The sequence below is a fragment of the Burkholderia sp. MS389 genome (assembly GCF_016899425.1).
GTDB classification, from domain to species: domain Bacteria; phylum Pseudomonadota; class Gammaproteobacteria; order Burkholderiales; family Burkholderiaceae; genus Burkholderia; species Burkholderia sola.
Genome location: NZ_CP045994.1, coordinates 1231700 through 1258151, shown reverse-complemented (window position 1 = coordinate 1258151; position 26452 = coordinate 1231700). Strand labels below are relative to the sequence as shown.

The window sequence follows — 26452 nt, the reverse complement described above, 5'->3', positions numbered from 1 at the left end:
GACAGAACACGATGGATAACGAACAAAAGCCCACGCCCCCTTCGAAAGACCCCGCGCCCGCCGTCGCCCGGCGCCCGCGCCGCACGCTGCTGATCGGCACCGCCGCGGTCGTCGTGATCGGCGGCCTGTTGTGGTGGCACCCGTGGAACCGCACGCCGGCGGCAGGCAGCACCGCGAAAGGCGCGGGCGCCAGCGCCGCCGCGGGCAGCCATCGCGGCCGCGGCGGCCCCGCCGCGATGGCGAACATGCCGCAGCCGGTGCAGGTCGCGACCGCGACGCAGGGCGAGATGCCGATCGTGCTGTCCGCGCTCGGCACGGTCACGCCGCTCGCGAACGTGACGGTGAAGACGCAGCTGTCGGGCTACCTGCAGTCGGTGTCGTTCCAGGAAGGCCAGCTCGTCAAGAAGGGCGACGTGCTCGCGCAGATCGACCCGCGTCCGTACCAGGTCGCGCTCGAGAACGCCGAAGGCACGCATGCGCGCGACGCGGCGCTGCTCGCGACCGCCCGCCTCGACCTGAAGCGCTACCAGACGCTGCTGTCGCAGGACTCGATCGCGTCGCAAACCGTCGATACGCAGGCGTCCCTCGTCAAGCAGTACGAAGGCGCGGTGAAGACCGACCAGGCCGCGATCGATTCCGCGAAACTCAATCTCACGTATGCGCGCATCACGGCGCCGGTGTCGGGCCGCGTCGGCCTGCGCCAGGTCGACCCCGGCAACTACGTGACGCCGGGCGATACCAACGGCATCGTCGTGATCACGCAGTTGCAGCCGATGAGCGTGATCTTCACGACGTCGGAAGACAACCTGCCGCAAATCCTCAAGCAGGTGAACGCGGGCCAGAAGCTGTCGGTCACCGCGTACAACCGCAACAACACGGTGCCGCTCGAGACGGGCGCGCTCGCGACGCTCGACAACCAGATCGACACGAGCACCGGCACGGTCAAGCTGCGCGCGAATTTCGATAACAAGGCAGGCATGCTGTTCCCGAATCAGTTCGTGAACACGCGGCTGCTCGTCGACGTGATGCGCAACGCGACGATCGTGCCGACCTCCGCCGTGCTGACGGGCTCGATCGGCCAGTTCGTCTACGTCGTCAAACCCGACGATACGGTGACCGTGCGCAAGGTCACGATCGGGCCGGTCGACGGCGAACGCACGAGCATCGTCAGCGGCGTCGCGCTCGGCGAGCGCGTGGTGACCGACGGCTCGGACCGCCTGCGCGAAGGCGCGAAGATCTCGATTCCGGCCGACAAGCCGAAAGGCGCGTCGGGCGCGCACGGCGCCGGCGCGGCGTCGGGCGCCTCGGCGGCCTCGGGCGCGGCCGGTCATCGCGGCGGACACAAGCACGGCGCGTCGCAGGCCGCGGCCCCCGCGGCCCAGTAACGCGCGGGCCGCTCGATGAATCCATCCCGCCTCTTCATTCTCCGGCCGGTCGGCACCGCTCTCCTGATGGCGGCGATCATGCTGGCCGGTCTCGTCGCGCTGCGCTTCCTGCCGCTCGCCGCGCTGCCCGAAGTCGACTATCCAACGATCCAGGTCCAGACCTTCTATCCGGGCGCGAGCCCGGAGGTGATGACGTCGTCGGTCACCGCGCCGCTCGAACGCCAGTTCGGGCAGATGCCGTCGCTGAACCAGATGTCGTCGCAAAGCTCGGCCGGCGCGTCGGTGATCACGCTGCAGTTCTCGCTCGACCTGCCGCTCGACATCGCCGAACAGGAAGTGCAGGCCGCGATCAACGCGGCCGGCAACCTGCTGCCGTCCGACCTGCCCGCCCCGCCGATCTACGCGAAGGTGAACCCGGCCGATGCGCCGGTCCTGACGCTCGCCGTCAAGTCGAAGACGCTGCCGCTCACGCAGGTGCAGGACCTCGCGGACACGCGCCTCGCGATGAAGATCTCGCAGATCGCCGGCGTCGGCCTCGTGAGCCTGTCGGGCGGCAACCGGCCGGCCGTGCGGATCCAGGCGAACCCGACCGCGCTCGCGCAGTACGGGATGAACCTCGACGACCTGCGCACGACGATCTCGAACCTGAACGTCAACACGCCGAAGGGCAACTTCGACGGCCCGACGCGCGCGTATACGATCAACGCGAACGACCAGCTGACGAGCGCCGACCAGTACAACAGCGCGGTCGTCGCGTACAAGAACGGCCGCCCGGTGATGCTGACCGACGTCGCGACGGTCGTCGCCGGCTCGGAGAACACCAAGCTCGGCGCATGGGTGAATGCGGACCCGGCGATCATCCTGAACGTGCAGCGCCAGCCGGGCGCGAACGTGATCGCGACCGTCGACGCGATCAAGGCGCAGTTGCCGAAGCTGCAGGAAACGCTGCCGGCCGCGCTCGACGTCGAGATCGTCACCGACCGCACGACGATGATCCGCGCGGCCGTGCGCGACGTGCAGTTCGAGCTGCTGCTCGCGGTCGCGCTCGTCGTGCTGGTGATGTACCTGTTCCTCGCGAACGTCTACGCGACGATCATTCCGAGCCTGTCGGTGCCGCTGTCGCTGATCGGCACGCTCGCGGTGATGTACATGGCCGGCTTCTCGCTGAACAACCTGTCGCTGATGGCGCTCACGATCGCGACCGGCTTCGTCGTCGACGACGCGATCGTGATGATCGAGAACATCGCGCGCTACGTCGAGGAAGGCGAGACGGGGCTCGAGGCCGCGCTGAAGGGTTCGCGGCAGATCGGCTTCACGATCATCTCGCTGACGGTGTCGCTGATCGCGGTGCTGATCCCGCTGCTGTTCATGGGCGACGTGGTCGGCCGCCTCTTCCACGAATTCGCGATCACGCTCGCGGTGACGATCGTGATCTCGGCGATCGTGTCGCTCACGCTCGTGCCGATGCTGTGCGCGAAGCTGCTGCGCCATTCGCCGCCGCCGGAGAGCCACCGCTTCGAGGCGCGCGTGCACCGCGCGATCGACTGGGTGATCGCGCGCTACGCGGTCGCGCTCGAATGGGTGCTGAACCGCCAGCGCTCGACGCTCGTCGTCGCGCTGCTGACGCTCGGGCTGACCGCCCTGCTCTATGTGTTCGTGCCGAAGGGCTTCTTCCCCGCGCAGGACACCGGCGTGATCCAGGCGATCACGCAGGCGCCGCAGTCGATCTCGTACGGCGCGATGGCCGAACGCCAGCAGGCGCTCGCGGCCGAAATCCTGAAGGACCCGAACATCGACAGCCTAACGTCGTTCATCGGCGTCGACGGCAGCAACATCACGCTGAACAGCGGCCGGATGCTGATCAACCTGAAGGCACGCGACGAACGCACCGAAACCGCCGCGCAGATCATCCGCGACTTGCAGCAGCGCGTCGCGAACGTCACCGGCATTTCGCTGTTCATGCAGCCGGTGCAGGACCTGACGATCGATTCGACGGTCAGCCCGACGCAGTACCAGTTCATGCTGACGAGCCCGAACTCGGAAGAATTCGCGACCTGGGTGCCGAAGCTCGTCGCGCGGCTGCAGCAGGAGCCGTCGCTCGCCGACGTCGCGACCGACCTGCAGAGCAACGGCCAGTCGGTGTACATCGAGATCGACCGCGCGAGCGCCGCGCGCTTCGGCATCACGCCGGCGACCGTCGACAACGCGCTGTACGACGCGTTCGGCCAGCGCATCGTGTCGACGATCTTCACGCAGTCGAACCAGTACCGCGTGATTCTCGAATCGGAGCCGAAGGAGCAGCACTACGCGCAATCGCTGAACGACATCTACCTGCCGTCGGCCGGCGGCGGCCAGGTGCCGCTGTCGTCGATCGCGTCGTTCCACGAGCGGCCGTCGCCGCTGCTGGTCGCGCACCTGTCGCAGTTCCCGTCGACGACCATCTCGTTCAACCTCGCGCCGGGCGCGTCGCTCGGCGAGGCCGTCAAGGCGATCGAGGCCGCCGAGAAGGACATCGGCCTGCCCGGCTCGTTCCAGACGCGCTTCCAGGGCGCGGCGCTCGCGTTCCAGGCGTCGCTGTCGAACCAGCTGTTCCTGATCCTCGCGGCGGTCGTCACGATGTACATCGTGCTCGGCGTGCTGTACGAGAGCTACATCCACCCGATCACGATCCTGTCGACGCTGCCGTCGGCCGGCGTCGGCGCGCTGCTCGCGCTGATGATCACCGGGCACGACCTCGACATCATCGGGATCATCGGCATCGTGCTGCTGATCGGCATCGTAAAGAAGAACGCGATCATGATGATCGACTTCGCGCTCGAGGCCGAACGCGTCGAAGGCAAGCCGCCGCGCGAGGCGATCTACCAGGCGTGCCTGCTGCGCTTCCGGCCGATCCTGATGACGACGCTCGCCGCGCTGCTCGGCGCGGTGCCGCTGATCGTCGGCTCCGGCGCGGGCTCCGAGCTGCGCCAGCCGCTCGGGATCGCGATCGCCGGCGGCCTGATCGTGTCGCAGGTGCTGACGCTGTTTACGACGCCCGTGATCTATCTCGGCTTCGACTCGCTCGCGCGCCGCGTGCGCGGCTGGTTCGAACGCCACGGCCCGCAAGCCGGCACGCGCACGGATGCGTAAATGAAACGACCCCCACGCTCACTTCGTTCGCTGCCCCCCACGGGGGCGGTCGGCACCCTTGGGGCGGCCCAGCGAGTGCCGACATGAACCTGTCGCGTCCCTTCATCACCCGCCCCGTCGCGACGACGCTGCTCGCGCTCGGCGTCGCGCTCGCGGGCCTGTTCGCGTTCATCAAGCTGCCGGTGTCGCCGCTGCCGCAGGTCGATTTCCCGACGATCTCGGTGCAGGCGTCGCTGCCGGGCGCGAGCCCGGAAACGGTCGCGACCAGCGTGACGAGCCCGCTGGAGCGGCACCTCGGCTCGATCGCGGACGTCTCCGAAATGACGTCGACGAGCACGGTCGGCAATGCACGGATCATCCTGCAGTTCGGCCTGAACCGCGACATCGACGGCGCCGCGCGCGACGTGCAGGCCGCGATCAACGCGGCGCGCGCCGATCTGCCCGCCGCGCTGAAGAGCAACCCGACCTACCGCAAGGTCAACCCGGCCGATTCGCCGATCATGGTCGTCGCGCTGACCTCGGAAACGGCGTCGCCGGCGAAGGTGTACGACGCCGCGTCGACGGTGCTGCAGCAGTCGCTGTCGCAGATCGACGGGATCGGCCAGGTCACCGTGAGCGGCTCCGCGAACCCGGCCGTGCGCGTCGAGCTCGAACCGCAGTCGCTGTTCCACTACGGGATCGGCCTCGAGGACGTGCGCGCCGCACTGGCCTCCGCGAACGCCAACGCGCCGAAGGGCGCGATCGAGTTCGGCCCGCAGCGCTTCCAGCTCTATACGAACGACCAGGCGTCCCAGGCGTCGCAATACCGCGACCTCGTCGTCGCGTACCGCAACGGCTCGGCCGTGCGGCTGTCCGACCTGTCCGACGTCGTCGATTCGGTCGAGGACCTGCGCAACCTCGGTTTGTCGAACGGCAAGCGCGCGGTGCTCGTGATCCTCTACCGGTCGCCCGGCGCGAACATCATCGAGACGCTCGACCGCGTGCGCGCGGCGCTGCCCCAGCTCACCGCGTCGCTGCCGGCCGACATCACGGTCACGCCGGTGCTCGACCGCTCGACCACCATCCGCGCGTCGCTGAAGGACACCGAGCACACGCTGCTGATCGCGATCAGCCTCGTCGTGATGGTCGTGTTCCTGTTCCTGCGCAACTGGCGCGCGACGCTGATCCCGAGCGTCGCGGTGCCGATCTCGATCGTCGGCACGTTCGGCGCGATGTACCTGCTCGGCTTCTCGATCGACAACCTGTCGCTGATGGCGCTGATCGTCGCGACCGGCTTCGTCGTCGACGACGCGATCGTCGTGCTCGAGAACATCTCGCGGCACATCGAGAACGGCAAGCCGCGGATGCAGGCGGCGTTCGACGGCGCCCGCGAAGTCGGCTTCACGGTGCTGTCGATGAGCATCTCGCTCGTCGCGGTGTTCCTGCCGATCCTGCTGATGGGCGGGATCGTCGGGCGCCTGTTCCGCGAGTTCGCGCTGACGCTGTCGCTCGCGATCGCCGTGTCGCTCGCGGTGTCGCTCACGCTCACGCCGATGATGTGCGCGCGCCTGCTGCCGGAACAACACGACCCGCAAAGCGAGGGCCGCTTCGGGCGCTTCCTCGAACGCGGCTTCGCGCGCATGCAGCGCGGCTACGAGCGTTCGCTGTCGTGGGCGCTGCGCCGGCCGCTGCTGATCCTGCTGACGCTGTTCGCGACGATCGGGCTGAACCTCTACCTGTACGTCGTCGTGCCGAAGGGCTTTTTCCCGCAGCAGGACACCGGGCTGATGATCGGCGGCATCCAGGCCGACCAGTCGACGTCGTTCCAGGCGATGAAGCTGAAGTTCTCCGAGATGATGCGGATCGTGCAGGGCAACCCGAACGTGAAGAGCGTCGCGGGCTTCACCGGCGGCACGCAGACCAACTCGGGCTTCATGTTCGTCACGCTGAAGGACCGCACCGAGCGCAAGCTGTCGGCCGACCAGGTGATCCAGCAGCTGCGCCCGCGGCTGGCGGACGTGGCGGGCGCGCGCACGTTCCTGCAGGCGGCGCAGGACATCCGCGTCGGCGGCCGGCAGAGCAACGCGCAGTACCAGTTCACGCTGCTCGGCGATTCGAGCGCCGACCTGTACAAGTGGGGGCCGATCCTGACCGAAGCGCTGCAGAAGCGCCCCGAGCTGACCGACGTGAACTCCGACCAGCAGCAAGGCGGCCTCGAGGCGATGGTGACGATCGACCGCGCGACGGCCGCGCGGTTCGGCATCAAGCCCGCGCAGATCGACAACACGCTGTACGACGCGTTCGGCCAGCGCCAGGTCTCGACGATCTACAACCCGCTGAACCAGTACCACGTCGTGATGGAGGTCGCGCCGAAGTACTGGCAGAGCCCGGAGATGCTCAACCAGGTGTGGATCAGCACGTCGGGCGGCAGCGCGAACGGCTCGCAGACCACCAACGCGGCCGCCGGCACCTTCGTCGCGACCTCGGCCGGCACGTCGAGCGCCGGCACGGCCGCGCAGAGCGCCGCGGCGATCGCGTCCGACTCCGCGCGCAACCAGGCGCTCAACGCGATCGCGGCGAGCGGCAAGTCGAGCGCGTCGTCGGGCGCGTCGGTGTCGACGTCGAAGTCGACGATGATCCCGCTGTCGGCGATCGCGACGTTCGGGCCGAGCACGACGCCGTTGTCGGTCAACCACCAGGGGCTGTTCGTCGCGACGACGATCTCGTTCAACCTGCCGCCGGGCGTGTCGCTGTCGCAGGCGACGCAGATCATCTATCAGACGATGGCGCAGATCGGCGTCCCGCCGACGATCGTCGGCAGCTTCCAGGGCACCGCGCAGGCGTTCCAGCAGTCGATGAACGATCAACCGATCCTGATCCTCGCGGCGCTGCTGGCCGTCTACATCGTGCTCGGGATCCTGTACGAGAGCTACATCCACCCGATCACGATCCTGTCGACGCTGCCGTCGGCCGGCGTCGGCGCGCTGCTCGCGCTGCTGCTGTTCAAGACCGAGTTCAGCATCATCGCGCTGATCGGCGTGATCCTGCTGATCGGCATCGTGAAGAAGAACGCGATCATGATGGTCGACTTCGCGATCGACCAGACGCGCAACAACGGGAAGTCGTCGTTCGACGCGATCCACGAGGCGTGCCTGCTGCGCTTCCGCCCGATCATGATGACGACGATGGCGGCGCTGCTCGGCGCGCTGCCGCTCGCGTTCGGCAGCGGCGACGGCGCCGAGCTGCGCGCGCCGCTCGGGATCGCGATCGCCGGCGGCCTGGTGATGTCGCAGGTGCTGACGCTCTATACGACGCCCGTCGTCTACCTGTACATGGACCGGTTCCGCGTATGGGGCGAGAAGCGCCGCAACCGCCGCGGCAATACCGGCGGGCCGGCGGTCGCCGGCGAGTGACGGAAAGCGGCTGCCCTTCGGGCAGCCGTCTTTTGCGCTTGATTGGCGGGCTCGGTTGCCGGGCTTGTTTGCCGGCCGCGATCGGCTATCGTGTGTCCATGTCCACCGCCGCGCCTTCCCGGGAACCCGCCATGAACGTCCAGCTCAATCACACGATCGTCTGGTGCCGCGACAAGCATGCGTCGAGCCGCTTCGTCACCGAACTGCTGGAATTGCCGCCGCCGACGCCGTTCGGCGCAATGCTGGTCGTCGCGCTCGACAACGGCGTGTCGCTCGATTTTTACGAACAGGCGGGGGAAATCCGGTCGCAGCATTACGCGTTCCTGATCGACGAAGCCGGCTTCGACCGCGTGCTCGCGCGCATTCGCGAACGCGGGTTGCCGCACTGGGCCGATCCGGCGAAGCGGCAAGCCGGCGACATCTACCGCCACAACGGCGGACGCGGCGTGTACTTCGACGATCCGGACGGCCACTTCCTCGAAGTGATGACGCAGCCGTATGTGCTGAACGGGTAGCGCGGCAGGCCGGCGGGGCGCCGGCCCGGCATGCGCGGCGCGGGTGTCGCCCGGTTGCGGACGAGACCCGGCCGATTGTCCGACTGTCGCCCGCTGCCGTTACTCGGCGGCAGCCGTCGTCTTGCGCGGACGACGCGAGCGCGGCGCCGCCTTGCGGGCCGGTTTCTTCGGCTTGGCGGCGGCCGGGGCTTCGGCAGCCGCTTCGGGGAGTGCCGCGTCGTGCGACGGTTGCACGGCCTCGTCCCGAGCGTCGGACGCGCGAGCCGCCGGTTCGGCCGCCGCCGCCGCGTGCCGCTCGTCATGCGCCGCGTCGCGGTGCGGTTCGTCCGCATGCCGGCCGGGCACGTGCGCTTCGCCACCGTGTGTCGTATCGCCCTGCACGGCGGCGTCCGGCTTGCCGGCCGCGTGGCGACCGGCGCCCTTCGCGGCCGCGCCCTTCTTCGCGGCGGTCTTCTTGGCCGCGCTCTTGCGCGCGCGCTTGCGGCCATCCTTCGCGTCGTCGTGCGCGTCGGTCACATCGGGCGCGTCGGCCGTATCGGCCGGCGCCGCATCAGCGACCTCGGCAAACTCCGCTTCTTCCGCGTCGAACTGCACGCTTTCGTGAACGACCGCTTCCGCGCGCTGCCCGCGACGGTGCGCGTCGCGGCCGGCCGGTGCCGGCTCCGCCGCGCGCGCGCCGTGGTGCGCCGCGCCACCGTCACCGCCCGCCGCGACGTGCTCGGCCGCGGCCGACTGGCGGGCCCGCGACACGAACGCGCCCGACTTGTCGTCGCGCCCCACTTCGAGCAGGCCGCGCGCCTGCGCCTCGTCGAGCAGGTTGCCGAACGCGCGGAACCCGTAGTACGACTCGTTGAAGTCCGGCTTGCGACGCTTGATCGCGCTCTTGAGCACCGACGCCCAGATCTTGCCGACGTCGTCACGCTCCGACGCGAGCGCGTCGAACGTCTCGACCGCCAGCGCGATCGCCTCGGCCTTGCGCGCATCCATGTCGTGCTTGCGCGACGGCTCGTCCGGTCGCTTCGCGCCGCCGTTGCCCGCGCGCTGCTGTTCGCGCTTCGCGAGCGCACGCTGCTGCTCGCGCACCAGATCGTCGTAGAAGATGAATTCGTCGCAGTTCGCGACCAGCAGATCCGACGTCGATTTCTTCACGCCGACGCCGATCACCTTCTTCGCGTTCTCGCGCAGCTTCGACACGAGCGGCGAAAAATCCGAGTCGCCGCTGATGATCACGAACGTATCGACGTGCGACTTCGTGTAGCAGAGGTCAAGGGCATCCACGACGAGCCGGATGTCGGCCGAGTTCTTGCCCGACTGGCGCACGTGCGGAATCTCGATCAGCTCGAAGCTCGCTTCGTGCATCGACGCCTTGAAGCCCTTGTAGCGATCCCAGTCGCAATAGGCCTTCTTCACGACGATGCTGCCTTTCAGCAGCAGGCGCTCCAGCACGGGCTTGATGTCGAATTTCTCGTACTTCGCATCGCGCACGCCGAGCGCGACGTTCTCGAAGTCGCAGAACACGGCCATGCTGACGTTGTCCAGGGGTAATGCCATGTGTACTCCAACCGGTGGGCCGACGCGTGATGCACGCGTAGCGGCGAAAAATGCATCGCGCACATGATAGCCGGTCGGCGCGTCATTCCCGCATCCGTGTGAACGAATGAACGCCGGTACCCGGCACCGGTACGCCGAAGCCGGTACGCCGAAGCCGGTACGCCCGACGCCGGTACGCCCGATGCCGGTACGCCCGATGCCGGTACGCCCCTTATTACGTGCGCACCGTCGGGGCGATTCGACATTACACTTGAGTTATCGGTCGTCCGTCCCTATCTGCACGGATGACGCATCGAGCAAGGAGCGGTTTCATGACGACGAAGGTACTGCTGATTGGCGCGACCGGCCGGACGGGCCAGGCCTGCGCGGATCTGCTGCTCAAGCAGCCGGAGTTCGAGGTCACGGCGCTCGTGCGCCGGCACGGCTATGCGCTGGCGGGCGCACGGGTCGTCGAGGCCGATCTGACGAACGATTTCTCGCACGCTTTCCAGGGCATCACGCACGTGATCTACGCGGCCGGCTCGGCCGAATCGGACGGCGCGACCGAAGAGGAGCAGGTCGACCGCGATGCGGTCGCCCGCGCGGCCGACTACGCGCTCGCGTTCAACGTGCAGAAGCTCGTGGTGGTCAGCTCGCTGTCCGCCTACCGGCCCGAGCACGGGCCCGACGCGCTGCACCACTATTCACGGATGAAGCGCGAAGGCGACGATCGCGTGATCGCGTCGGGCGTCGACTACGTGATCCTGCGCCCGGGCCCGCTGACGGACGATCCGGGCGTCGGCAAGATCGCGCTGACCGACACGTGGCTCGAGCCCGCGCCGCCCGTGTCACGCCAGGATGTGGCATGGGCCGCGATCGAGGCGATCAAGCTCGGCATCTCGCGCAAGGTCGTCGGCTTCGTCGGCGGCAGCGTGCCGATCGAACAGGCGCTGCGCGCATAACGGCCCGCTGTGCGCCGCCGGGAGGCGGCGCGTTCCCGTGCCCGCGGCCCGCACGACGGGCCGTTTTCACGCGCGGGCCAGCCGTTTTACTGCTTCGGATGCGCGTCGGCCCACGCCTTCACGGCGGCGAGCGTGTTCTCGACGTGCTTGTCGGGCGACAGGCTCGTGTATTCGTAGAGAATCTTCCCTTCCGGCGAAATCACGTAGGACACGCGGTTCGCCCGGTCGAGCGCCGGCAACTTCGCGTCGTACTCGCGGATGATCTTTGCATCCGGGTCGGCCGCCACCGGGAACTTGCTGCGACACTCGCTCACCGAGAACTTCGTCAGCGTGTCGATGTTGTCGGCCGACACGCCGATCACCGTCGCGCCGTAAGCCTTGTAACGGTCGACCGCGTCCGCGAACGCATGCGCCTCGATCGTGCAGCCCTTCGTGAACGCCGCCGGATAGAAATACAGCACGACCGGCCCCTGCTTCAGCGCGTCCGCGAGCGCGTACGTGTAGGTCTTGCCGCCCAGCGACGCCTGCGTCGTGAAATTAGGCGCGGCCGCGCCCGGCTTCAGTTCCGCCTGCGCCACGAGCGCATGGCCGGCCACCAGCGCCGCCATGGCGCCCAGCAACAGTTTTCGCTTCATCTGCGTCCTCATTTCTTATAAAGTCGGCCTCGATACAGGCCACGCGGGCGTTCGCCTGCCGAACATCCGTGTGGAAGATCCGGCCGGCGGCAGCGCCGCCTGGGGCCGGTCCGTTAAAGATTTCGCACAGTCTGCCGTTATTCCTTCCGGACAACCGGTTCCAGCCCTTCACGTCAGCGAGAAACATGGAAGCCAACAGGAAACAGACGTCACGCAAGGGCTCCTGGCGCAGCGCCTTGCATACGCTGCGCCGCTTCGCTCGGTCGGGCGGCGCGCTGATGCCCGCGCGCGCGGTCGCGCCGCGACGCGACGACTCCGTGCGCAACTGGCTGGAACAGACGGTCGGCACGGTGGATTTCCTCGCCCACGTCGACCGCGAGTTGCGCTTTCTGTACGTGTCCGACGCGAGCCTGCGCTTCATCGGCTACCACCGCGACTACCTGCATACGCTGACGCTGCGCGACCTGATCGCCGAACAGGATACCGCGGCGCTCGAAGGCCTGCTCGCTCGCGCCGCGCGGTCGGGCCAGGTCGAGAAGGCGACGATGTGCATCGTCAAGTCGCTCACCTACCCGCTGGACGTCGAGGTCCGCGCGTTCAAGAGCCGCCACCACGGCGTCGACGGCTTCGCGATCGCGGCGTTCGACGTGTCGTCGTGGCGCGCGCTCGAGGCGCGTCTGACCTACGAAATGCACCACGACCCGATGACGGGGCTCGACAACCTGTCCGCGCTCGTGCCGGCGCTGATGCGCGCGCAGCAGACCGCCGACGAGGACGGCACCTGCGCGGCGCTGCTGCTGCTCGACCTCGACGACTACCAGCGGATCAACCGCGCGCTCGGCTACGACGCGGGCGACATGCTGCTGCGCGAGACCGCGCAGCGGCTGAAGGCGCTCGTCACGCCGGACGAGCAGCTCGCGCGCGTCGCGAGCGACAAGTTCGCGGTCGTGCTGGGCGCACCGGACCGCACGCAGGCGAGCCATGCTGCCGATTCGCTCGCGCGCCGGCTGCAGGCCGCGGTGCGCGAGCCCTACGTGTTCCAGGGGCAGACCGTGCACCTGTCCGCGAGCATCGGCATCGCGCTCTATCCGGACGAACGCGCCGCGCCGCATCGCGCGCAGCATCACAGCCCGCTGCTGCGCCGCGCCGACCACGCGCTCTCCCAGGCGAAGGCATCGGGCGGCAACGCGCTCGCGTTCCATGCGCCCGTCGACGATCCGGCCGACGCCGAACGGCTCAAGCTCGAAGCTGACCTGTACGACGGCGTGCGCAACGGCGAGTTTTCGCTGCATTTCCAGCCGATCACGCGCAGCCAGTCGGGCGCGGTGGTCGGCGTCGAGGCGCTGATCCGCTGGCGCCATCCGGTGCATGGCCTCGTGCCGCCGGCCACCTTCATCCCGCTCGCCGAATCGATCGGCCTGATCAACTACCTCGGCAACTGGGTGCTCAAGGCCGCGTGCATGCAGCTCGTCGCGTGGGACGGCCAGGGCCTCGCGCTCCAATACGTGGCGGTCAACGTGTCGCCGCAGCAGTTCCGCGACCCGCGCTTCACGCAGAGCGTGCGCGAGGCGATCGCGCTGACCGGCATCGACCCGCGCCGCATCGTGCTCGAAATCACCGAAAGCCTGCTGATGCACGATCCCGCGCACGCGAAAATGCTGCTCGAGGAGCTGACCGGTCTCGGCATCCGCTTCGCGATCGACGATTTCGGCACCGGCTATTCGAGCCTGGCCTATCTGCAGCGCTTCCCGCTCGCGAAGCTGAAGATCGACCGCAGTTTCGTCGAAAACCTGCTGACGTCGCGCAACGACCGCGCGATCGTGTCGGCGGTGGTCGGCCTCGCGCAAACACTGGATCTCGAGCTCGTCGCCGAAGGCGTCGAGACCGAGGCGCAGCGCGAGCTGCTGACGGAGATGGGCTGCAATCACATCCAGGGCTGGCTCGTCTGCCAGGCGCTGCCGTCCGAGGAGCTCGCGCGGCGCTTCGAGGCGCAGCAGCTGCACCTGCACGCCGCCGCCTGACGCGCGCGGCGAACCGAAAGATCCGTATGTCAACCACCGAATACCTGCCCCGCACCGCGCTGCTCGACAAGCTGTGGGCCCGGATGAACGAGCGGGGCGATTTCCCGCTGCTGTCGGAATCGCTGCGCGCGACGATGGCCGCGATGAAGAACGACGACCTCGACTTCACCGCGCTCGTGCGCGTCGTGCTGTCGGACTTCGCGCTCACGCAGAAAGTGCTGCGGCTCGCGAACTCCGCGATGTACATGGCGTTCGGCGGTAACATCACCACCGTGACCCGCGCGCTGATGGTGCTCGGCATGGACGCCGTCGGCCATCTCGTGGTCGGGTTGAAGCTCGTCGACCACTTCCATCAGAGCACGCCGCGACGCATCGACGCGAAGCTTGAGCTGAACCGTGCGCTGCTGTCCGGCTGCGTCGCGCGCAAGCTCACCGAGCACGCCGAACTGCGCGGCGGCGAGGAAGCCATCGTCTGCACACTGATGCGCCAGGTCGGCAAACTGCTGGTGGTCTGCTATCTCGACAGCGAATGGGACCGCATCCGCCGCCGCGCGGCCGAGCTGAACGGCGACGAAGCGGCCGCCTGCGTCGACGTGCTCGGCGTCGGCTTCGACGAGATCGGCGTCGAAGCGGCCGCGCGCTGGAGGCTGCCCGACGTGATCTGCGGCGGGATGGCCGACGACGATCGCGCCACCCGCGCCGACGCGTTCGACAACGAAGACGGTGACGCCCGCCACGCGGGCCCGGCTGGCGACGACGGCTCGGCCGATCGCATCCGCTGGCTGCGCGCGGTGAGCCGCTGCTCGACCGACGTCGCCGGCGCGCTCGTCATGCCCGCGAGCCCGCAGCGCGACGCGCGCATCGCGGCGCTCGCGCAGCACTACGGCGCCGAGCTCGACATGGAGGCCGACGCGCTCGTCGAGATCGCCGATCGGCTCGCGCGCGAGGAAGCGAGCGACACCATGATGCGCGAGATCGTCGAGCTGCGCGCGAACGCCGATGCGATCGCGCGCGCGCAGGCCGCGCCCGAGGCCTGCCTCGAAGCCGGCCTCGCGGACTTGCGCGCGCTGCCATCCGAGCACGTGCTGACGCCGGTGCTCGCGCTCGCGTCGGAAAGCCTGCTGGCCGGCCTCGCGTTCACGCGCACCGTGATGTTCGTGCGGCACGACGACGGCACCTTCGCCGCGCGCCTGGGCTTCGGCCCCGGCGTCGATACGGCGCTCGACCGGCTGCATTTCGACGAACGCTTCGAGCCGGACGTGTTTCATCTCGCGATCTCGAACTCGGTCGGCATCTTCATCGAGCAGGCGCAGGACCCGAAGATGACGAAGCGCCTGCCCGCGTGGTATCTCGACGCGTTCGACGACGCGCGTGCGTTCGTGCTGCTGCCCGTGCGCGTCGGCACGACGAGCGTCGCGCTGCTGTACGGCGACTGGGCCGGCGCGCAACCCGCGCGCAAGATCTCGCAGCAGGAGATGGCCGTGCTCAACGAACTCGCGCGCGAGCTGGGACGGTTCTTCGCCGCGCAGCCCGGCTGACGGCGGGCCAGCCTCCCGTCGTTTTCGCTCCCCAAAAGCAAACCGGCCGCATCAGCAGCCGGTTTTTTACCATCGTGCGATCGAGCGAGGCGCTTACTTGAGCGTGACAGGCACGCTGAAGTACTTCTTCGCGAGGTTGTCGATCGTGCCGTCGGCCTTCAGGTCCTTCAGCGCCTGATCGAGCGCGGTCTTCAGCGCCGCGTCGTTCTTGCGCAGGCCGAAGCCGACGCCCGAGCCGAGGATCTCGGCGTCGCTGACCGTACCGCCCGCGAACGCGAAGCCCTGGCCTTGCGGCTTCGTCAGGAAGCCCTTCGAGCCCGCTTCCGAATCCTGGAACGTCGCGTCGAGACGGCCCGACTTCAGGTCGGCATACGCCAGATCCTGCGTCTGATACGGCACGACATCAACGCCGGCCGGCGCCCACTTCTTCTTCGCGTACGCTTCCTGGATCGTGCCCTGCAGCACGCCGACGCGCTTGCCCTTCAGCGATTGCGGGGTCGGCAGCAGGCCGCTGCCCTGCTTCGCGATCAGCTGGTTCGGAATCGTGTAGATCGGATCGGTGAACGCGATCGCATGCTTGCGCTGGTCGGTGATCGTCATGTCCGAGTTGATCGCGTCGAACTTGCGCGCCTGCAGCGCCGGGATCAGGCCGTCGAAGTCGTTCTCGACCCACACGCACTTCGTCTTCAGCTTCGCGCACACCGCGTTGCCGATGTCGATGTCGAAGCCGGTCAGCTTGCCGTCGGGCGTCTTGTATTCGAACGGTGCGTACGAGGCCTCGACGCCGAACCGGATCTCCTTCAGATCCGCGGCAAACGCGCTGCCTGCCGCCACCGCCGATGCCGCTACCACCGCGTGCGCGGCCACTTTACGCCAATCCAACTTCATCAGGTGTTCTCCTCGATACTCGAATGTTCCGGAACGACGGACGCATGCATCATTGCAGGGTCGAATGCCACCGACAATGCCCACGCGGCGCCGTGATGCGGCGCAACAGCCGCAAGGCCGCGATTGTACCAATCCGCGCGGCCCGATACGGCAAAGCGGCCGCCGGTGCGCGATGCTGCGCTGCGCGCACGGCGGCCGCCGCGCGACCCGTCGAACTTGCAAGACGGTGTCGCAAATATGCAAGCGCGCCGTCCGCGCAGCGGGCGGGCGTCATCGCAAAAAATGAATCGACTGCCGGACGATGCGCGGTCCGCACGATTGCACGTCGATCAGACGAGCGCCGCCAGCGTGTCGCGCGTCGTATCGACGACGAGCAGGCCCGCGCGCAAACCCGGCTTCACGGTCGGGTTCGGAAATACGATGCGTTCCTCGTCGTGCTTCACCGTATAGCGGTAGTCGCCGTCCTGCGCGAGCACCGTGCCGCGCGCGAACGCGGTGAAGTTCGCGACGTCGGCCGCGACGAACAGCTCCAGCGCATCGCTCTGCTTGGTGATCTGATCGATCACCGTGAACACCCGCGGCAATGAGGCGTCGACGTCACGCCGCTCACCCGACACAAGCTTGCGCACCGCGCGGTCGGCCGGCGCGAAGCGCGTCAGGTCGTTCTGGCCGAACGGCCGCACCTTGCCGAGTTCCAGCGTGCACGCGAGCGCGCCGCACTGCTCAGCCGTGAAATGCGAATACGTGTTGCCCTTCGCGGTATGCAGCAGCACGGCCGCGATGCGTGCATCCCCGAGCCATTCGACCATCGCGCGCGTCGGCGGCGTGCCCGTATGCGGCAGCAGCGCGAATTGCTCGAAGACCGATGCGCGAATCGCCGTGTGCATGTCGATGTGCCAGCGCGCGCTGCCTGCCGGCGCGGCCGCGAAGAATGCGGCGGCCGCCGCCTCGAGCTGCGCGGCGCGCGGCGCTTCGCGGCTCGCGCTCACCTGCGCGTGACGGCCGCTGAACAGGCGGTTCAGGTCGTCGTCGAGATAGCGTTCGCCCGCACGCATCGCCGGCACGTTGCCGAGCACGACCAGCAGCCGGCACGCGAGCGGCAGCGCGCCCGCCGCGAGATCGCGCACCAGCATCGACAGCAGCTCGATCGGCGCCGTCTCGTCGCCGTGCACGCCGGCCGACACGAGCACGCTCGCGCGCGCCGCCGTGTCGGCGGCTGCCGGTTCGAACGCGAGCAGCCCGTCGCCGAGCCAGCGCCAGCGCACCGCGCCGCCCGCGCACGCGCCGTCCCGTTCGGCCGGCGCGCCACCGGCCAACGTGAACGCGAGGAAGTCGTCGAGCAGCGCGGCGGCCGGCATCCGTGCCTCAGCGCTGGAAGTCATACAGCGAACCGACGCGCAGGATCTGCGTGAGCTCATCGAGCGCCGTGCGCGATTCGTCGAGCAGCGCCGGATCGGCGAGGTCTTCCGGGGCGAGGCGATCGCGATAGTGCGTGTCGATCCACGCGTCGAGCGACGCGAACAGCGTGTCGTTGATCCACACGTTCGACGTGACGGCCGCGCGCTCGGCTTCGGTCAGCACGACGCGCAGACGCAGGCACGCGGGGCCGCCGCCGTTCTTCATGCTTTCGCGCAGGTCGAACACGAGCACGTCGTGAATCGGGCCGTTGCCGGCAGCCAGTTGATCGAGATAGGCGGCGACCCTCGCGTTCTCGCGGCATTCCTGCGGCACGACGAGCACCTGCGAGCCGTCCGCGCGCGACAGCAGCTGGCTGTTGAACAGATACGACGTGACCGCATCGTTCACGCTCACCGCTGCGTCGGGCACCTCGATCACGTTCAGGCGCGCCCCGCGTGCGTCGAGCGCGGCGGTCAGCGTGTCGTAGATCGCCTGCTTGTTGACGAACGCGCGTTCGTGCGTGAACAGCGTGTCGCGGTTGCCGACCGAGATCACGTCGTTGTGGAACACGCCCGCGTCGATCACGTCCGGATCCTGTTGCGCGTAGACCGTCGCTTCCTCGGCGAGCCCGTGACGATGCGCGACTGCGCGGCTCGCCTCGAAGGTCTGCCGTGCCGGGAAGCGCTTCGGCTCGGGGCCGCGGCGGTATTCGGCGCGGCCGTACACGAAGAATTCGACGCCCGGCTTGCCGTATTCCGCGCAGAAGCGCGTGTGGTTCGCCGCGCCTTCGTCGCCGAGCGCCGGCGTGCCCGTCAATGCTTCGTGCACCGCGAAGTGCGTGGGGTCCGCGAACAGCGTCGACAGCGTGCGGCGCGTCGCTTCGTGCTCGATCGCGCGATGCAGCTTGCTGCACAGGTTCGCCGGCGTGAAATGCACGCGGCCGTCGCTCGTGTCGGCCGACGGGCTGACGGTGGCCGCGTTCGCGGTCCACATCGCCGACGCCGAGCTCGCCGCGGCGAGCAGTTCGGGCGCCTGCTTCGCCGCCTTCGCGATCACGTCCGCGTCTTTGCCGGAGAAGCCGAGCTCGCGCAACAGGCGCAGCGACGGCCGCTCCTGCGGCGGCAGCACGCCTTGCGCGAAACCGAGGTCCGCGAGCTGCTTCATCTTGCGCAGCCCCTGCTTCGCGGCGGCCTTCGGGTTCGCGGCCGACTTCTCGTTGTTCAGCGACGCCACGTTGCCGAACGACAGCCCGGCGTAGTTGTGGGTCGGGCCGACGAGCCCGTCGAAATTGGCTTCTTGTGCGTTCATCGTCGCTCCCTCGATCAGAAATGCAGGCCCGGCGACAGGCTCGCGGGCAAAGTCAGTTGCGTGCTTTCCACCGACGCCATCGGGTACGCGCAATAGTCGGCCGCGTAGTACGCGCTCGGCCGATGGTTGCCCGAGCGGCCGGTGCCACCGAACGGCGCGGCCGACGATGCGCCGTTGGTCGGGCGGTTCCAGTTGACGATCCCGGCGCGGATCGTGCGGCGGAAGTGATCCCATGCGTTGGCGTCATCGGCCAGCAAGCCCGCGGACAGGCCGAACGCCGTGTCGTTCGCGCGCTCGATCGCTTCGTCGAACGTCGCGTAGCGGACGATCTGCGCGAGCGGGCCGAAATGTTCTTCGTCGGGCAGGTTCGCGACACCCGTCACGTCGATGATCGACGCGTTCACGAAACCCAGGCGCGGATCGCGCTGCGTCATCGCGATGATCGGCTTCGCGCCCTGCTCGACCAGGCGCGCCTGCGCATCGACCAGCTTCGCGGCCGCGCGCGCCGAGATCACCGCGCCCATGAACGGCTGCGGATCGGCGTCGAACACGTCGGCCGTGATCTTCGACGTGACGTCGGCAAAGCGTGCGAGGAAGCGATCGCCGAACGCGCCCTGCGGCACGAAGATGCGGCGTGCGCACGTGCAGCGCTGGCCGGCCGACAGGAACGCCGACTGGATCGTGTGATGCACGGCGGCGTCGATGTCCTCGACCTCGCCGATCACGAGCGGGTTGTTGCCGCCCATCTCGAGCGCGAGCACGATTTCCGGACGGCCGCCGAACTGCTTGTGCAGCAGCGTGCCGGTATCCGAGCTGCCGGTGAAGAACAGCCCGTCGATCTGGCGGTGATTCGCGAGCGCGATGCCGGTGTCCTTCTCGCCCTGCACGAGATTCAGCACGCCGGCCGGCAGCCCGGCTTCGCGCCACACGTCGACCGTCGCGCGCGCGACGCCCGGGGCAAGCTCCGACGGCTTGAACACCACGGTGTTGCCGGCGATCAGCGCCGGCACGATATGACCGTTCGGCAAGTGGCCGGGGAAGTTGTACGGGCCGAACACCGCGACGACGCCGTGCGGGCGGTGACGCAGCACCGCGACGCCGTCGGCCATGTCCTGGCGCTTCTCGCCGGTGCGTTCCTGATAGGCCTGGATCGAGATGCCGACCTTCGCGGCCATCGCCGCGACTTCGGTGCGCGCTTCCCACAGCGGCTTGCCGGTCTCGCGGCCGATCGCGGTCGCGATCGCTTCCTTGCGTTCGGTGAGCAACGCGGCAAAGCGCTTGACGATTTCGCAGCGCGCTTCGAAGTCAAGCGCCGACCAGCCGGCGAATGCGCGGCGTGCGCTCGCGACCGCACGGTCGACGTCCGCTGCCGATGCGCTGCCGCCCTGCCATGCGATTTCATCGGTACCCGGGTTGCGCGACACGAAGACGGGGCCCGAGCCTGCGACCCAGGCGCCGTCGATGAAGAGTTCCGTCATGATTCGTTTATCCCTGTTTGACTTTGAGCGGCAGCACGCGGACCGGATCGCCGGCCTTCACGTCGAGCGCGGCGGCATCGTCGGCCGACAACACGAACGCGCCGTTCTCAACCACGCCCGGCGCGACGCCGACGCGGAAATCGCCGAGCGACGTGTTCGACACGAGCGACTTCGGCGGATGGCCGCCCCGCGCGTCGTCCCGCGCGTCGGGCACACCGATCGCAACCGGCACGACGACGCTCTCGCGCACCGTGCGCAGGTCGTTCACATGGCATTCGAGCACCGGGCCCGCGTCGAAGATGTCGACGTGATTCTGGTAGCGCAGCCCTTCCGCTTCGAGCATCTTGCGGGCCGGCAGCGTGTCGCGATGCGTGAGGCCGACCGCGTCCTGCGCGTCCTGCGGCAGCAGGTCGACGTACACCGGGTAGCGCGGCATCAGTTCCGCGAGGAACGACTTGCGGCCGTGCGAGCTCAGGTAATCGGCCGCGTTGAAATCGATCTGGTAGAAGTGCGAACCGACCGCGCGCCAGAACGGCGACGTGCCGTCCTCGTCGAAGTGGCCGCGCAGTTCCGCGCAGATGCGTTCCGGAAAGCGGTCGCGGAACTGCGCGATGAACATGAAGCGCGAGCGCGACAGCAGGCCGCCGACGCCGCCCGTGCGATAGCGCGGGCTCAGGAACAGCGAGCACACTTCCGCGTAGCCCGTCAGGTCGTGCGAGATGTTCAGCGCGGACATCCGCGTCCACACGCCGAGCTCCTGGCTCGCATGCACGACCGTGCTCACGCGATAGTTGTAGAACGGTTGTTCGAGGCCGACCTGCGTCTCGATTCCGCACACGCCTGCGATGTCGCGCGTCTTCGAATCTTCCATCACGAAGAAGTAGCCGGCCTCGCCGGGCGCCGCGTGGCCTTCGAGCGTGCGGCGCGAGCGTTCGATGCGCGCGGCCAGCGCGTCGCGGTCGGGCTTGAACGTGGTCAGGCCCGGCCCGGTTTCCTGCGCGAGCGACACGAGCGCGTCGACGTCGCCCGTTTGTACGACCCGAACGACGATCATGCTGCGTCTCCCTTCAAATCTTCATCGTCGCGGCGATGCAGCGGCACGCAGCGCACGACATCGCCTTCCTTCACATCGAGCGCCGCGCGCACGTCGCCGGCGAGCGGCGCCTCGGTGCTCCGCGCATCGGCCGTGTCGCCCGGCAAGTCGACCAGCACGCAGCGGAACGATTCGCCGCTGCCCGTCGACACCATGTACGCGACGTCGCCCTGCTGATGCGCGGCCTCGCGCACGACGCGCTCCGACGCCTGCTTCACGCACGCGGTGCGGTCGACCTGCGCGGTCAGCACCGGGCCCGCGTCGAAGATGTCGACGAAGCGGTCAGGCTCGAAGCCTTCCTCGAGATGGATGTCGTACGCGAGCAATGCCGTTTCGTTCGGCTCGCCGAGCACGCGCTGAGCAGCTTCCGGCAACAGCGGCACGTACAGCGGATAGGCCGGCATCACTTCCGCGATGAACGTGCGGCTGCGACCGCCCGATGCGATGTCGACGTCGGTGAAGTCGCGGCCGAAGAACTTGCGGCCCACCGCTTCCCAGAACGGCGACGCGCCGTTGCCGTCGCTCACGCCGAGCAGCAGCGTGAACACTTCCGGCGTGAAGCGGCGGCGGTTCGCGGCGATATACATCATCCGGGCACGCGAGATCAGGTGCGCGGCCGCGTCGCCGCGCAGCGACGGATCGACGTAGAAGCCCGCGAGCCGGCTCTTGCCGGTCAGCTCGTGCGACATCGTGAGCGCGTGGATCTTGCGGTTCACGTGCAGCTCGCGCGACGCGTGGATCAGCGCGTCGTTGCGGAACGCGTAGAACGGTTCCGAGTAGCCGGCCGCGGCCACGATGCTCGCCGTGCCGAGCAGCTTGCCGGTTGTCGAATCCTCGAGCACGAAGAGGTAGAACTCCTCGCCGGCGAAGTCGACGTCCGCGCGAAACGAATCCTCGGAGAGCGCCACGCGCGCTTCGAGCGCCGCGCGGTCGTGCGGCAGCGAGTGCAGGACCGGCTGCGCGGTGCGCGCCATGTGCGCGAGCGCATCGAGATCCGTGAGTTTGCCGGGGCGAACAAATAGCATCGTCGTTCCTGTCTGCGATGGGGGCGCCGATCAGCGCGCGGTGGCTTCCTGTGCGGCAAGCACTTGTTCGACCGCCTTCTCGAAGCGCTTCACGCCTTCGTCGAGCAGGTCGAACGGGATCACCAGCGACGGAACGAAGCGCAGCACGTTCGGGCCGGCGATCAGCATGATCAGGCCGTTCTCGGCGGCGGCGGTGACGAAATCCTTCGCGCGACCGTCGAATGCGGCGGTGAGTTCCGCGCCGACCAGCAGGCCCTTGCCGCGGATGTCCTTGAAGATGCCGAAGCGCGCGTTGATGCGTTCGAGTGCGCCCTTCAGGCGCACGCTGCGTTCGCGCACGCCTTCGAGCAGCGCCGGGTCGCCGATCAGTTCGACGACCTTGTCCGCGATCGCCGATGCGAGCGGGTTGCCGCCGTACGTCGTGCCGTGCACGCCGACCTTGAAGTGCGCGGCCAGTTCGTTCGTCGTCAGCATCGCGCCGATCGGGAAGCCGTTGCCGAGCGCCTTGGCGGTCGTCAGGATGTCCGGCGTGACGCCCGTGTCCATGTAGGCGTAGAACTGGCCGGTGCGGCCCACGCCCGTTTGCACTTCGTCGAAGATCAGCAGTGCGCCGTTGGCGTCGCACGCTTCGCGCAGTGCCTTCAGGAACGCCGGATCGGCGGGGATCACGCCGCCTTCGCCTTGCACCGGCTCGACGATCACGGCGCAGGTTTTCGGGCCGATTGCGGCCTTCGCGGCTTCGATGTCGTTGAACGGCAGGTGTTTGATGCCTTCCGGCACCGGGCCGAAGCCTTCCGAGTATTTCGGCTGGCCGCCGACGCTGACCGTGAAGAACGTGCGGCCGTGGAACGACTGCACGAACGACACGATTTCGTATTTGTCTGCGCCGTGGCGGTCGAACGCGACGCGGCGCGCGAGCTTCAGTGCGGCTTCGTTCGCTTCCGCGCCCGAGTTCGCGAAGAATGCGCGGTCGGCGAAGGTCAGCGATTCGAGGCGCTTCGCGAGGCGCAGCACCGGCTCGTTCGTGTAGCCGTTGCCGATGTGCCAGAGCTTGCGGCCTTGTTCGTCCAGCACCTTCAGCAGTTCCGGGTGGCCGTGGCCCAGCGACGTGACCGCGATGCCGCACGCGAAATCCACGTACTCGCGGCCGGCCGTGTCCCACACGCGGGAGCCCTCTGCACGGTCCGGCACGAACGGCGCGGGAGAGAATACCGGCACCATCACTTCGTCGAATGTCTGGCGGGTCACGGTCGAGGTCGTCATGGTCGTTCCTTTCGGTTTCGTAAGAGGGTTCAACAGGATCAAGTTTAGGGAAGGGTGACGCAAGCGTCTTGCGGAATTGCGACGGGTTCTATCGGAAGGTTTTGGTTTTGCCCTTTCGGGCTGGCCGGGGCGGCTACGCCGTGTCGGTATTTTGGGGCTTTTTCTCGCTCGTCTGGGGTCGGCTTCCCCGGGTCGTGAAGCACCTGCGATCGTGTCGGTCTATTAGCGTCGCCCCTCCGCGGGGCAGCGGTCACTTTTCTTTGTCTTGCCAAAGAAAAGTAACCAAAAGAAAGGCGCTCGGATATCGCATAACCTCCCGGTGCCATCGCCAACAAAGTGGTCCGCACAAAAGTGTCCGCGCCAGTCAGGAATCCGGAGTGGTTCGAGCAATGGTTCTGACACCACTGCCTGCCCCACGGAGCGGTATACCGCTCGCTAGCTCCGTCCTCGCTTCGCTCGGCCGATAGGTCCATCCCGGCCAATGCCGCCATCTTCCGCCCGTTGCAAGGCACTCGCTCTACTTTCGATAAACGGGAATTCGCTGCTCTGCCCGTGAAAAAAATGGGGGACACAAATACATCGTCTCGCGCAGACATCGATCGTCAAACGATCCGGACATACAAATGCGGAGAGCAGAAAAAGTGCCTGGCAGTCGACAGTTCATGCAGGAAGCAAGAACGCCCCCCGCCCGGAAGTACCTTGCAGCCGAGCGTAGCGAGGATGGAGCTAGCGGACGGTATACCACTCCGTGGGGTAGCGAGAGATGTCAGAACCATTGCTCGAACCACTCCGGATTCCTGACTGGCGCGGACACTTTTGTGCGGACCACTCTGTTGGCGATGGCACCGGTAAGTCATGCGTTATCCGAGCGCCTTTCTTTTGGTTACTTTTCTTTGGCAAGACAAAGAAAAGTGACCGCTGCCCCGCGGAGGGGCGACGCTAATAGACCGACACGATCACAGGTGCTTCACGCCAACCGCGGGCGGACCGCCAACCAAACCAAGTCAAACCCGGATCTCAATCCTTCCCGCGCTCGACGAGCGCCCCACCCCGAGGTTCGCTGCCGCCGCCGGTCTGCTTCTCGAGCCACGCTCTTCGATCCTCCCGAGGCGTAACACCAAACCTTTCGCGATAAGCGTTAGAGAAGTGCGCAGCAGAAGAGAACCCACAAGCGAGAGAAACCTGAACGACAGACTTGCTGGTCCGCTGCAACTGCGTCCTTGCCTTGAGCAACCGAAGATTGAGGTAATACTTCGAGGGCATTGCCCCGAGATACTGACGAAAGAGCCGCTCCAGTTGCCGGCGTGAAACGCCCACGAGCCCGGCGATCTCATCGGTCGTCAAAGGATCCTCGATATTGGCTTCCATCAAAAGCAAAGCATCATTCAACCGAGGATGTCGCTCACCGGGCGCGGTAACAAAAGGAATCCGTTGGCGCTCCTCACCACTCCGCAGCGTCCCGGCCCCGAGCGCATCAGCAATCCGCTCCGCGAGATCCACCCCATGTTCCCGGCCAATCATGGCCAACATGAAATCGACGGTCGCCTGCCCACCGGCACAGGTGGCCCGATCGCGATCGATCTCGAAGATCTGCTGCGTGACGATCGACCGCTCGAACTGCTCGGCGAACTGCTGATACGTCTCCCAGTTCACGCTCACGCGATACCCGGAAAGCTGCCCGGCCATCGCCAGCCACCACACGCCGTGATGAATGCCGGTCACAACGGGCGTACGCTGCCCGACCCGCGCGAGACTCGCGAGAAACAACCGGTAATCGGCAAACTGCTGAAACCGCTCGGACACGACGATTACCCAGTCGCACGCGATCGCATCGTTGAACGCCGCATCGGCATGCCACTGCGCGCCGCCCGCGAGCGGCACCGGCCGACCGTCCCACGAACACACCTGCCAGCGATACAGCAGGCGTCCGTCGATCTCGTTCGCGAGATTCAGCGCATCGACGATCGGACCCACGCCCGACATCGACACGGGCGGCAATGCAACGATCGCCACCTGCGTCGTGCGGGTGGCGCCTGCGGGACGAGACACCGGTACCACGTTGAAACCTGCCCTGTCGCGTTACTTGAGGCTGCCCGACAGGAACTGCTTGAGCCGCTCGCTCTGCGGGCGCACCAGCACCTCCTTCGGATCGCCCTCTTCCTCGGTCCGCCCCTGATGCAGGAACATCACATGATTCGACACGTTGCGCGCGAAACCCATCTCGTGCGTGACGACGATCATCGTGCGGCCTTCCTCGGCCAGCTTCTGCATCACCTTCAGCACTTCGCCCACCAGTTCCGGATCGAGCGCGGAGGTCGGCTCGTCGAACAGCATCACGTCCGGATGCATCGCCAGCGCCCGCGCGATCGCCACGCGCTGCTGCTGGCCGCCCGACAGATGCGACGGATACTGCTTCTCGACGCGCGGCGGCAGGCCGACCTTCTCCAGGTACTCGCGCGCACGCTCCTCGGCTTCCTTCTTCGAAATGCCGAGCACGTGCACGGGCGCTTCCATCACGTTCTCGAGCACGTTCATGTGCGCCCACAGGTTGAAGTGCTGGAACACCATCGCGAGCTTCGTGCGGATGCGCTGCAACTGCTTGTGATCGGCGACTTCGAGCGCGCCGGCGCGGTCGGTCTTCGTGCGCACGGCCTCGCCGTCGACGACGATCTGCCCCGCATTCGGCCGCTCGAGAAAATTGATGCAGCGCAGGAACGTGCTCTTGCCCGAGCCGCTCGCGCCGATGATGCTGATGACGTCGCCGGCCTTCGCGTTCAGCGACACGCCCTTGAGCACCTCGTTGTCGCCATAGCGCTTGTGGATGTCGACCGCGGCAAGCTTGACGGAAGCGGACGCGCTCGTTTGAGTGATCTCGGCCAACTGGCTCTCCTC

General features: G+C 67.6%; 18 protein-coding genes. 7 read left to right on the top strand and 11 right to left on the bottom strand.

All coding sequences use genetic code 11. The features are described 5' to 3' along the window. Positions 1–11 precede the first annotated feature (11 nt). From GJG85_RS05925 to GJG85_RS05910, 4 genes are all read left to right on the top strand, one after another. Positions 12–1385, top strand: a complete 1374-nt coding sequence (locus GJG85_RS05925) for an MdtA/MuxA family multidrug efflux RND transporter periplasmic adaptor subunit (protein WP_050011370.1) — start codon at positions 12–14, stop codon at positions 1383–1385. A 15-nt stretch (positions 1386–1400) separates the two neighbouring features. Further along, positions 1401–4514 (top strand): MdtB/MuxB family multidrug efflux RND transporter permease subunit, encoded by a 3114-nt coding sequence (locus tag GJG85_RS05920; RefSeq protein WP_204383741.1) that lies wholly within the window; start codon positions 1401–1403, stop codon positions 4512–4514. Between the two features lie 83 nt (positions 4515–4597). Beyond that, positions 4598–7906, top strand: a complete 3309-nt coding sequence (locus GJG85_RS05915; RefSeq protein ID WP_050011372.1) for an efflux RND transporter permease subunit — start codon at positions 4598–4600, stop codon at positions 7904–7906. 131 nt (positions 7907–8037) lie between these two features. Next, positions 8038–8421, top strand: a complete 384-nt coding sequence (locus GJG85_RS05910) for a VOC family protein (RefSeq protein WP_050011373.1) — start codon at positions 8038–8040, stop codon at positions 8419–8421. 99 nt (positions 8422–8520) lie between these two features. Here the strand turns inward: GJG85_RS05910 and GJG85_RS05905 are convergent, their stop codons facing one another. After that, positions 8521–9972 (bottom strand): NYN domain-containing protein, encoded by a 1452-nt coding sequence (locus GJG85_RS05905; protein WP_204383739.1) that lies wholly within the window; start codon positions 9970–9972, stop codon positions 8521–8523. 311 nt (positions 9973–10283) lie between these two features. On the opposite strand from GJG85_RS05905, the gene GJG85_RS05900 reads away from it, so the two are divergent. Next, complete coding sequence (locus tag GJG85_RS05900; RefSeq protein WP_050011408.1) at positions 10284–10913, top strand: SDR family oxidoreductase; 630 nt, start codon at positions 10284–10286, stop codon at positions 10911–10913. Positions 10914–10999: 86 nt separating this feature from the next. Here the strand turns inward: GJG85_RS05900 and GJG85_RS05895 are convergent, their stop codons facing one another. After that, entirely contained in the window at positions 11000–11548 is a 549-nt protein-coding gene (locus GJG85_RS05895; RefSeq protein WP_050011409.1) for a peroxiredoxin, read from the bottom strand. A 278-nt stretch (positions 11549–11826) separates the two neighbouring features. Here GJG85_RS05895 and cdpA point away from each other — a divergent pair, with 278 nt between their 5' ends. Then, the gene (cdpA, locus tag GJG85_RS05890; protein WP_200891613.1) at positions 11827–13569 is read left to right on the top strand and encodes a cyclic di-GMP phosphodiesterase CdpA; all 1743 of its coding nucleotides are present in this window, start codon (positions 11827–11829) and stop codon (positions 13567–13569) included. Between the two features lie 26 nt (positions 13570–13595). Continuing rightward, complete coding sequence (locus GJG85_RS05885; RefSeq protein ID WP_089488290.1) at positions 13596–15107, top strand: HDOD domain-containing protein; 1512 nt, start codon at positions 13596–13598, stop codon at positions 15105–15107. Between the two features lie 93 nt (positions 15108–15200). Here GJG85_RS05885 and GJG85_RS05880 read toward each other — a convergent pair whose 3' ends face one another. From GJG85_RS05880 to GJG85_RS05840, 9 genes are all read right to left on the bottom strand, one after another. After that, positions 15201–15995, bottom strand: a complete 795-nt coding sequence (locus GJG85_RS05880; RefSeq protein WP_050011412.1) for an ABC transporter substrate-binding protein — start codon at positions 15993–15995, stop codon at positions 15201–15203. A gap of 329 nt (positions 15996–16324) precedes the next feature. Next, a complete protein-coding gene (astE, locus tag GJG85_RS05875) occupies positions 16325–17353 on the bottom strand; it encodes a succinylglutamate desuccinylase (protein WP_185731843.1) in 1029 nt (342 codons plus the stop codon). A 7-nt stretch (positions 17354–17360) separates the two neighbouring features. Continuing rightward, entirely contained in the window at positions 17361–18701 is a 1341-nt protein-coding gene (gene astB / locus GJG85_RS05870) for an N-succinylarginine dihydrolase (protein WP_050011414.1), read from the bottom strand. Between the two features lie 14 nt (positions 18702–18715). After that, complete coding sequence (astD, locus tag GJG85_RS05865) at positions 18716–20179, bottom strand: succinylglutamate-semialdehyde dehydrogenase (RefSeq protein ID WP_204383737.1); 1464 nt, start codon at positions 20177–20179, stop codon at positions 18716–18718. Positions 20180–20186: 7 nt separating this feature from the next. Then, positions 20187–21233, bottom strand: coding sequence for an arginine N-succinyltransferase (gene astA / locus GJG85_RS05860; RefSeq protein WP_089488287.1), 1047 nt, complete (start codon positions 21231–21233; stop codon positions 20187–20189). Next, positions 21230–22297: an arginine/ornithine succinyltransferase subunit alpha gene (gene aruF / locus GJG85_RS05855; protein ID WP_050011417.1), complete on the bottom strand. Its 1068-nt coding sequence runs from the start codon at positions 22295–22297 to the stop codon at positions 21230–21232. The genes astA and aruF overlap by 4 nt, the downstream gene beginning before the upstream one ends. A gap of 30 nt (positions 22298–22327) precedes the next feature. Continuing rightward, complete coding sequence (locus tag GJG85_RS05850; RefSeq protein WP_050011418.1) at positions 22328–23560, bottom strand: aspartate aminotransferase family protein; 1233 nt, start codon at positions 23558–23560, stop codon at positions 22328–22330. A gap of 1017 nt (positions 23561–24577) precedes the next feature. Next, a complete protein-coding gene (locus tag GJG85_RS05845; protein ID WP_089488286.1) occupies positions 24578–25618 on the bottom strand; it encodes a GlxA family transcriptional regulator in 1041 nt (346 codons plus the stop codon). A 21-nt stretch (positions 25619–25639) separates the two neighbouring features. Then, positions 25640–26440 (bottom strand): ATP-binding cassette domain-containing protein, encoded by an 801-nt coding sequence (locus tag GJG85_RS05840; protein WP_006488736.1) that lies wholly within the window; start codon positions 26438–26440, stop codon positions 25640–25642. Between the last annotated feature and the right edge of the window lie 12 nt (positions 26441–26452).

Excerpts from the sequence above, each read along its gene's own strand:
- astD (WP_204383737.1), bottom strand. The coding sequence starts at position 20,179 with ATGACGGAACTCTTCATCGACGGCGCCTGGGTCGCAGGCTCGGGCCCC.
- GJG85_RS05910 (WP_050011373.1), top strand. The coding sequence starts at position 8,038 with ATGAACGTCCAGCTCAATCACACGATCGTCTGGTGCCGCGACAAGCAT.
- astA (WP_089488287.1), bottom strand. The coding sequence starts at position 21,233 with ATGATCGTCGTTCGGGTCGTACAAACGGGCGACGTCGACGCGCTCGTG.
- GJG85_RS05895 (WP_050011409.1), bottom strand. The coding sequence starts at position 11,548 with ATGAAGCGAAAACTGTTGCTGGGCGCCATGGCGGCGCTGGTGGCCGGC.
- GJG85_RS05920 (WP_204383741.1), top strand. The coding sequence starts at position 1,401 with ATGAATCCATCCCGCCTCTTCATTCTCCGGCCGGTCGGCACCGCTCTC.
- astB (WP_050011414.1), bottom strand. The coding sequence starts at position 18,701 with ATGAACGCACAAGAAGCCAATTTCGACGGGCTCGTCGGCCCGACCCAC.
- GJG85_RS05925 (WP_050011370.1), top strand. The coding sequence starts at position 12 with ATGGATAACGAACAAAAGCCCACGCCCCCTTCGAAAGACCCCGCGCCC.
- GJG85_RS05905 (WP_204383739.1), bottom strand. The coding sequence starts at position 9,972 with ATGGCATTACCCCTGGACAACGTCAGCATGGCCGTGTTCTGCGACTTC.
- GJG85_RS05900 (WP_050011408.1), top strand. The coding sequence starts at position 10,284 with ATGACGACGAAGGTACTGCTGATTGGCGCGACCGGCCGGACGGGCCAG.
- GJG85_RS05885 (WP_089488290.1), top strand. The coding sequence starts at position 13,596 with ATGTCAACCACCGAATACCTGCCCCGCACCGCGCTGCTCGACAAGCTG.
- aruF (WP_050011417.1), bottom strand. The coding sequence starts at position 22,297 with ATGCTATTTGTTCGCCCCGGCAAACTCACGGATCTCGATGCGCTCGCG.
- GJG85_RS05850 (WP_050011418.1), bottom strand. The coding sequence starts at position 23,560 with ATGACGACCTCGACCGTGACCCGCCAGACATTCGACGAAGTGATGGTG.
- cdpA (WP_200891613.1), top strand. The coding sequence starts at position 11,827 with ATGCCCGCGCGCGCGGTCGCGCCGCGACGCGACGACTCCGTGCGCAAC.
- astE (WP_185731843.1), bottom strand. The coding sequence starts at position 17,353 with ATGCCGGCCGCCGCGCTGCTCGACGACTTCCTCGCGTTCACGTTGGCC.
- GJG85_RS05915 (WP_050011372.1), top strand. The coding sequence starts at position 4,598 with ATGAACCTGTCGCGTCCCTTCATCACCCGCCCCGTCGCGACGACGCTG.
- GJG85_RS05880 (WP_050011412.1), bottom strand. The coding sequence starts at position 15,995 with ATGAAGTTGGATTGGCGTAAAGTGGCCGCGCACGCGGTGGTAGCGGCA.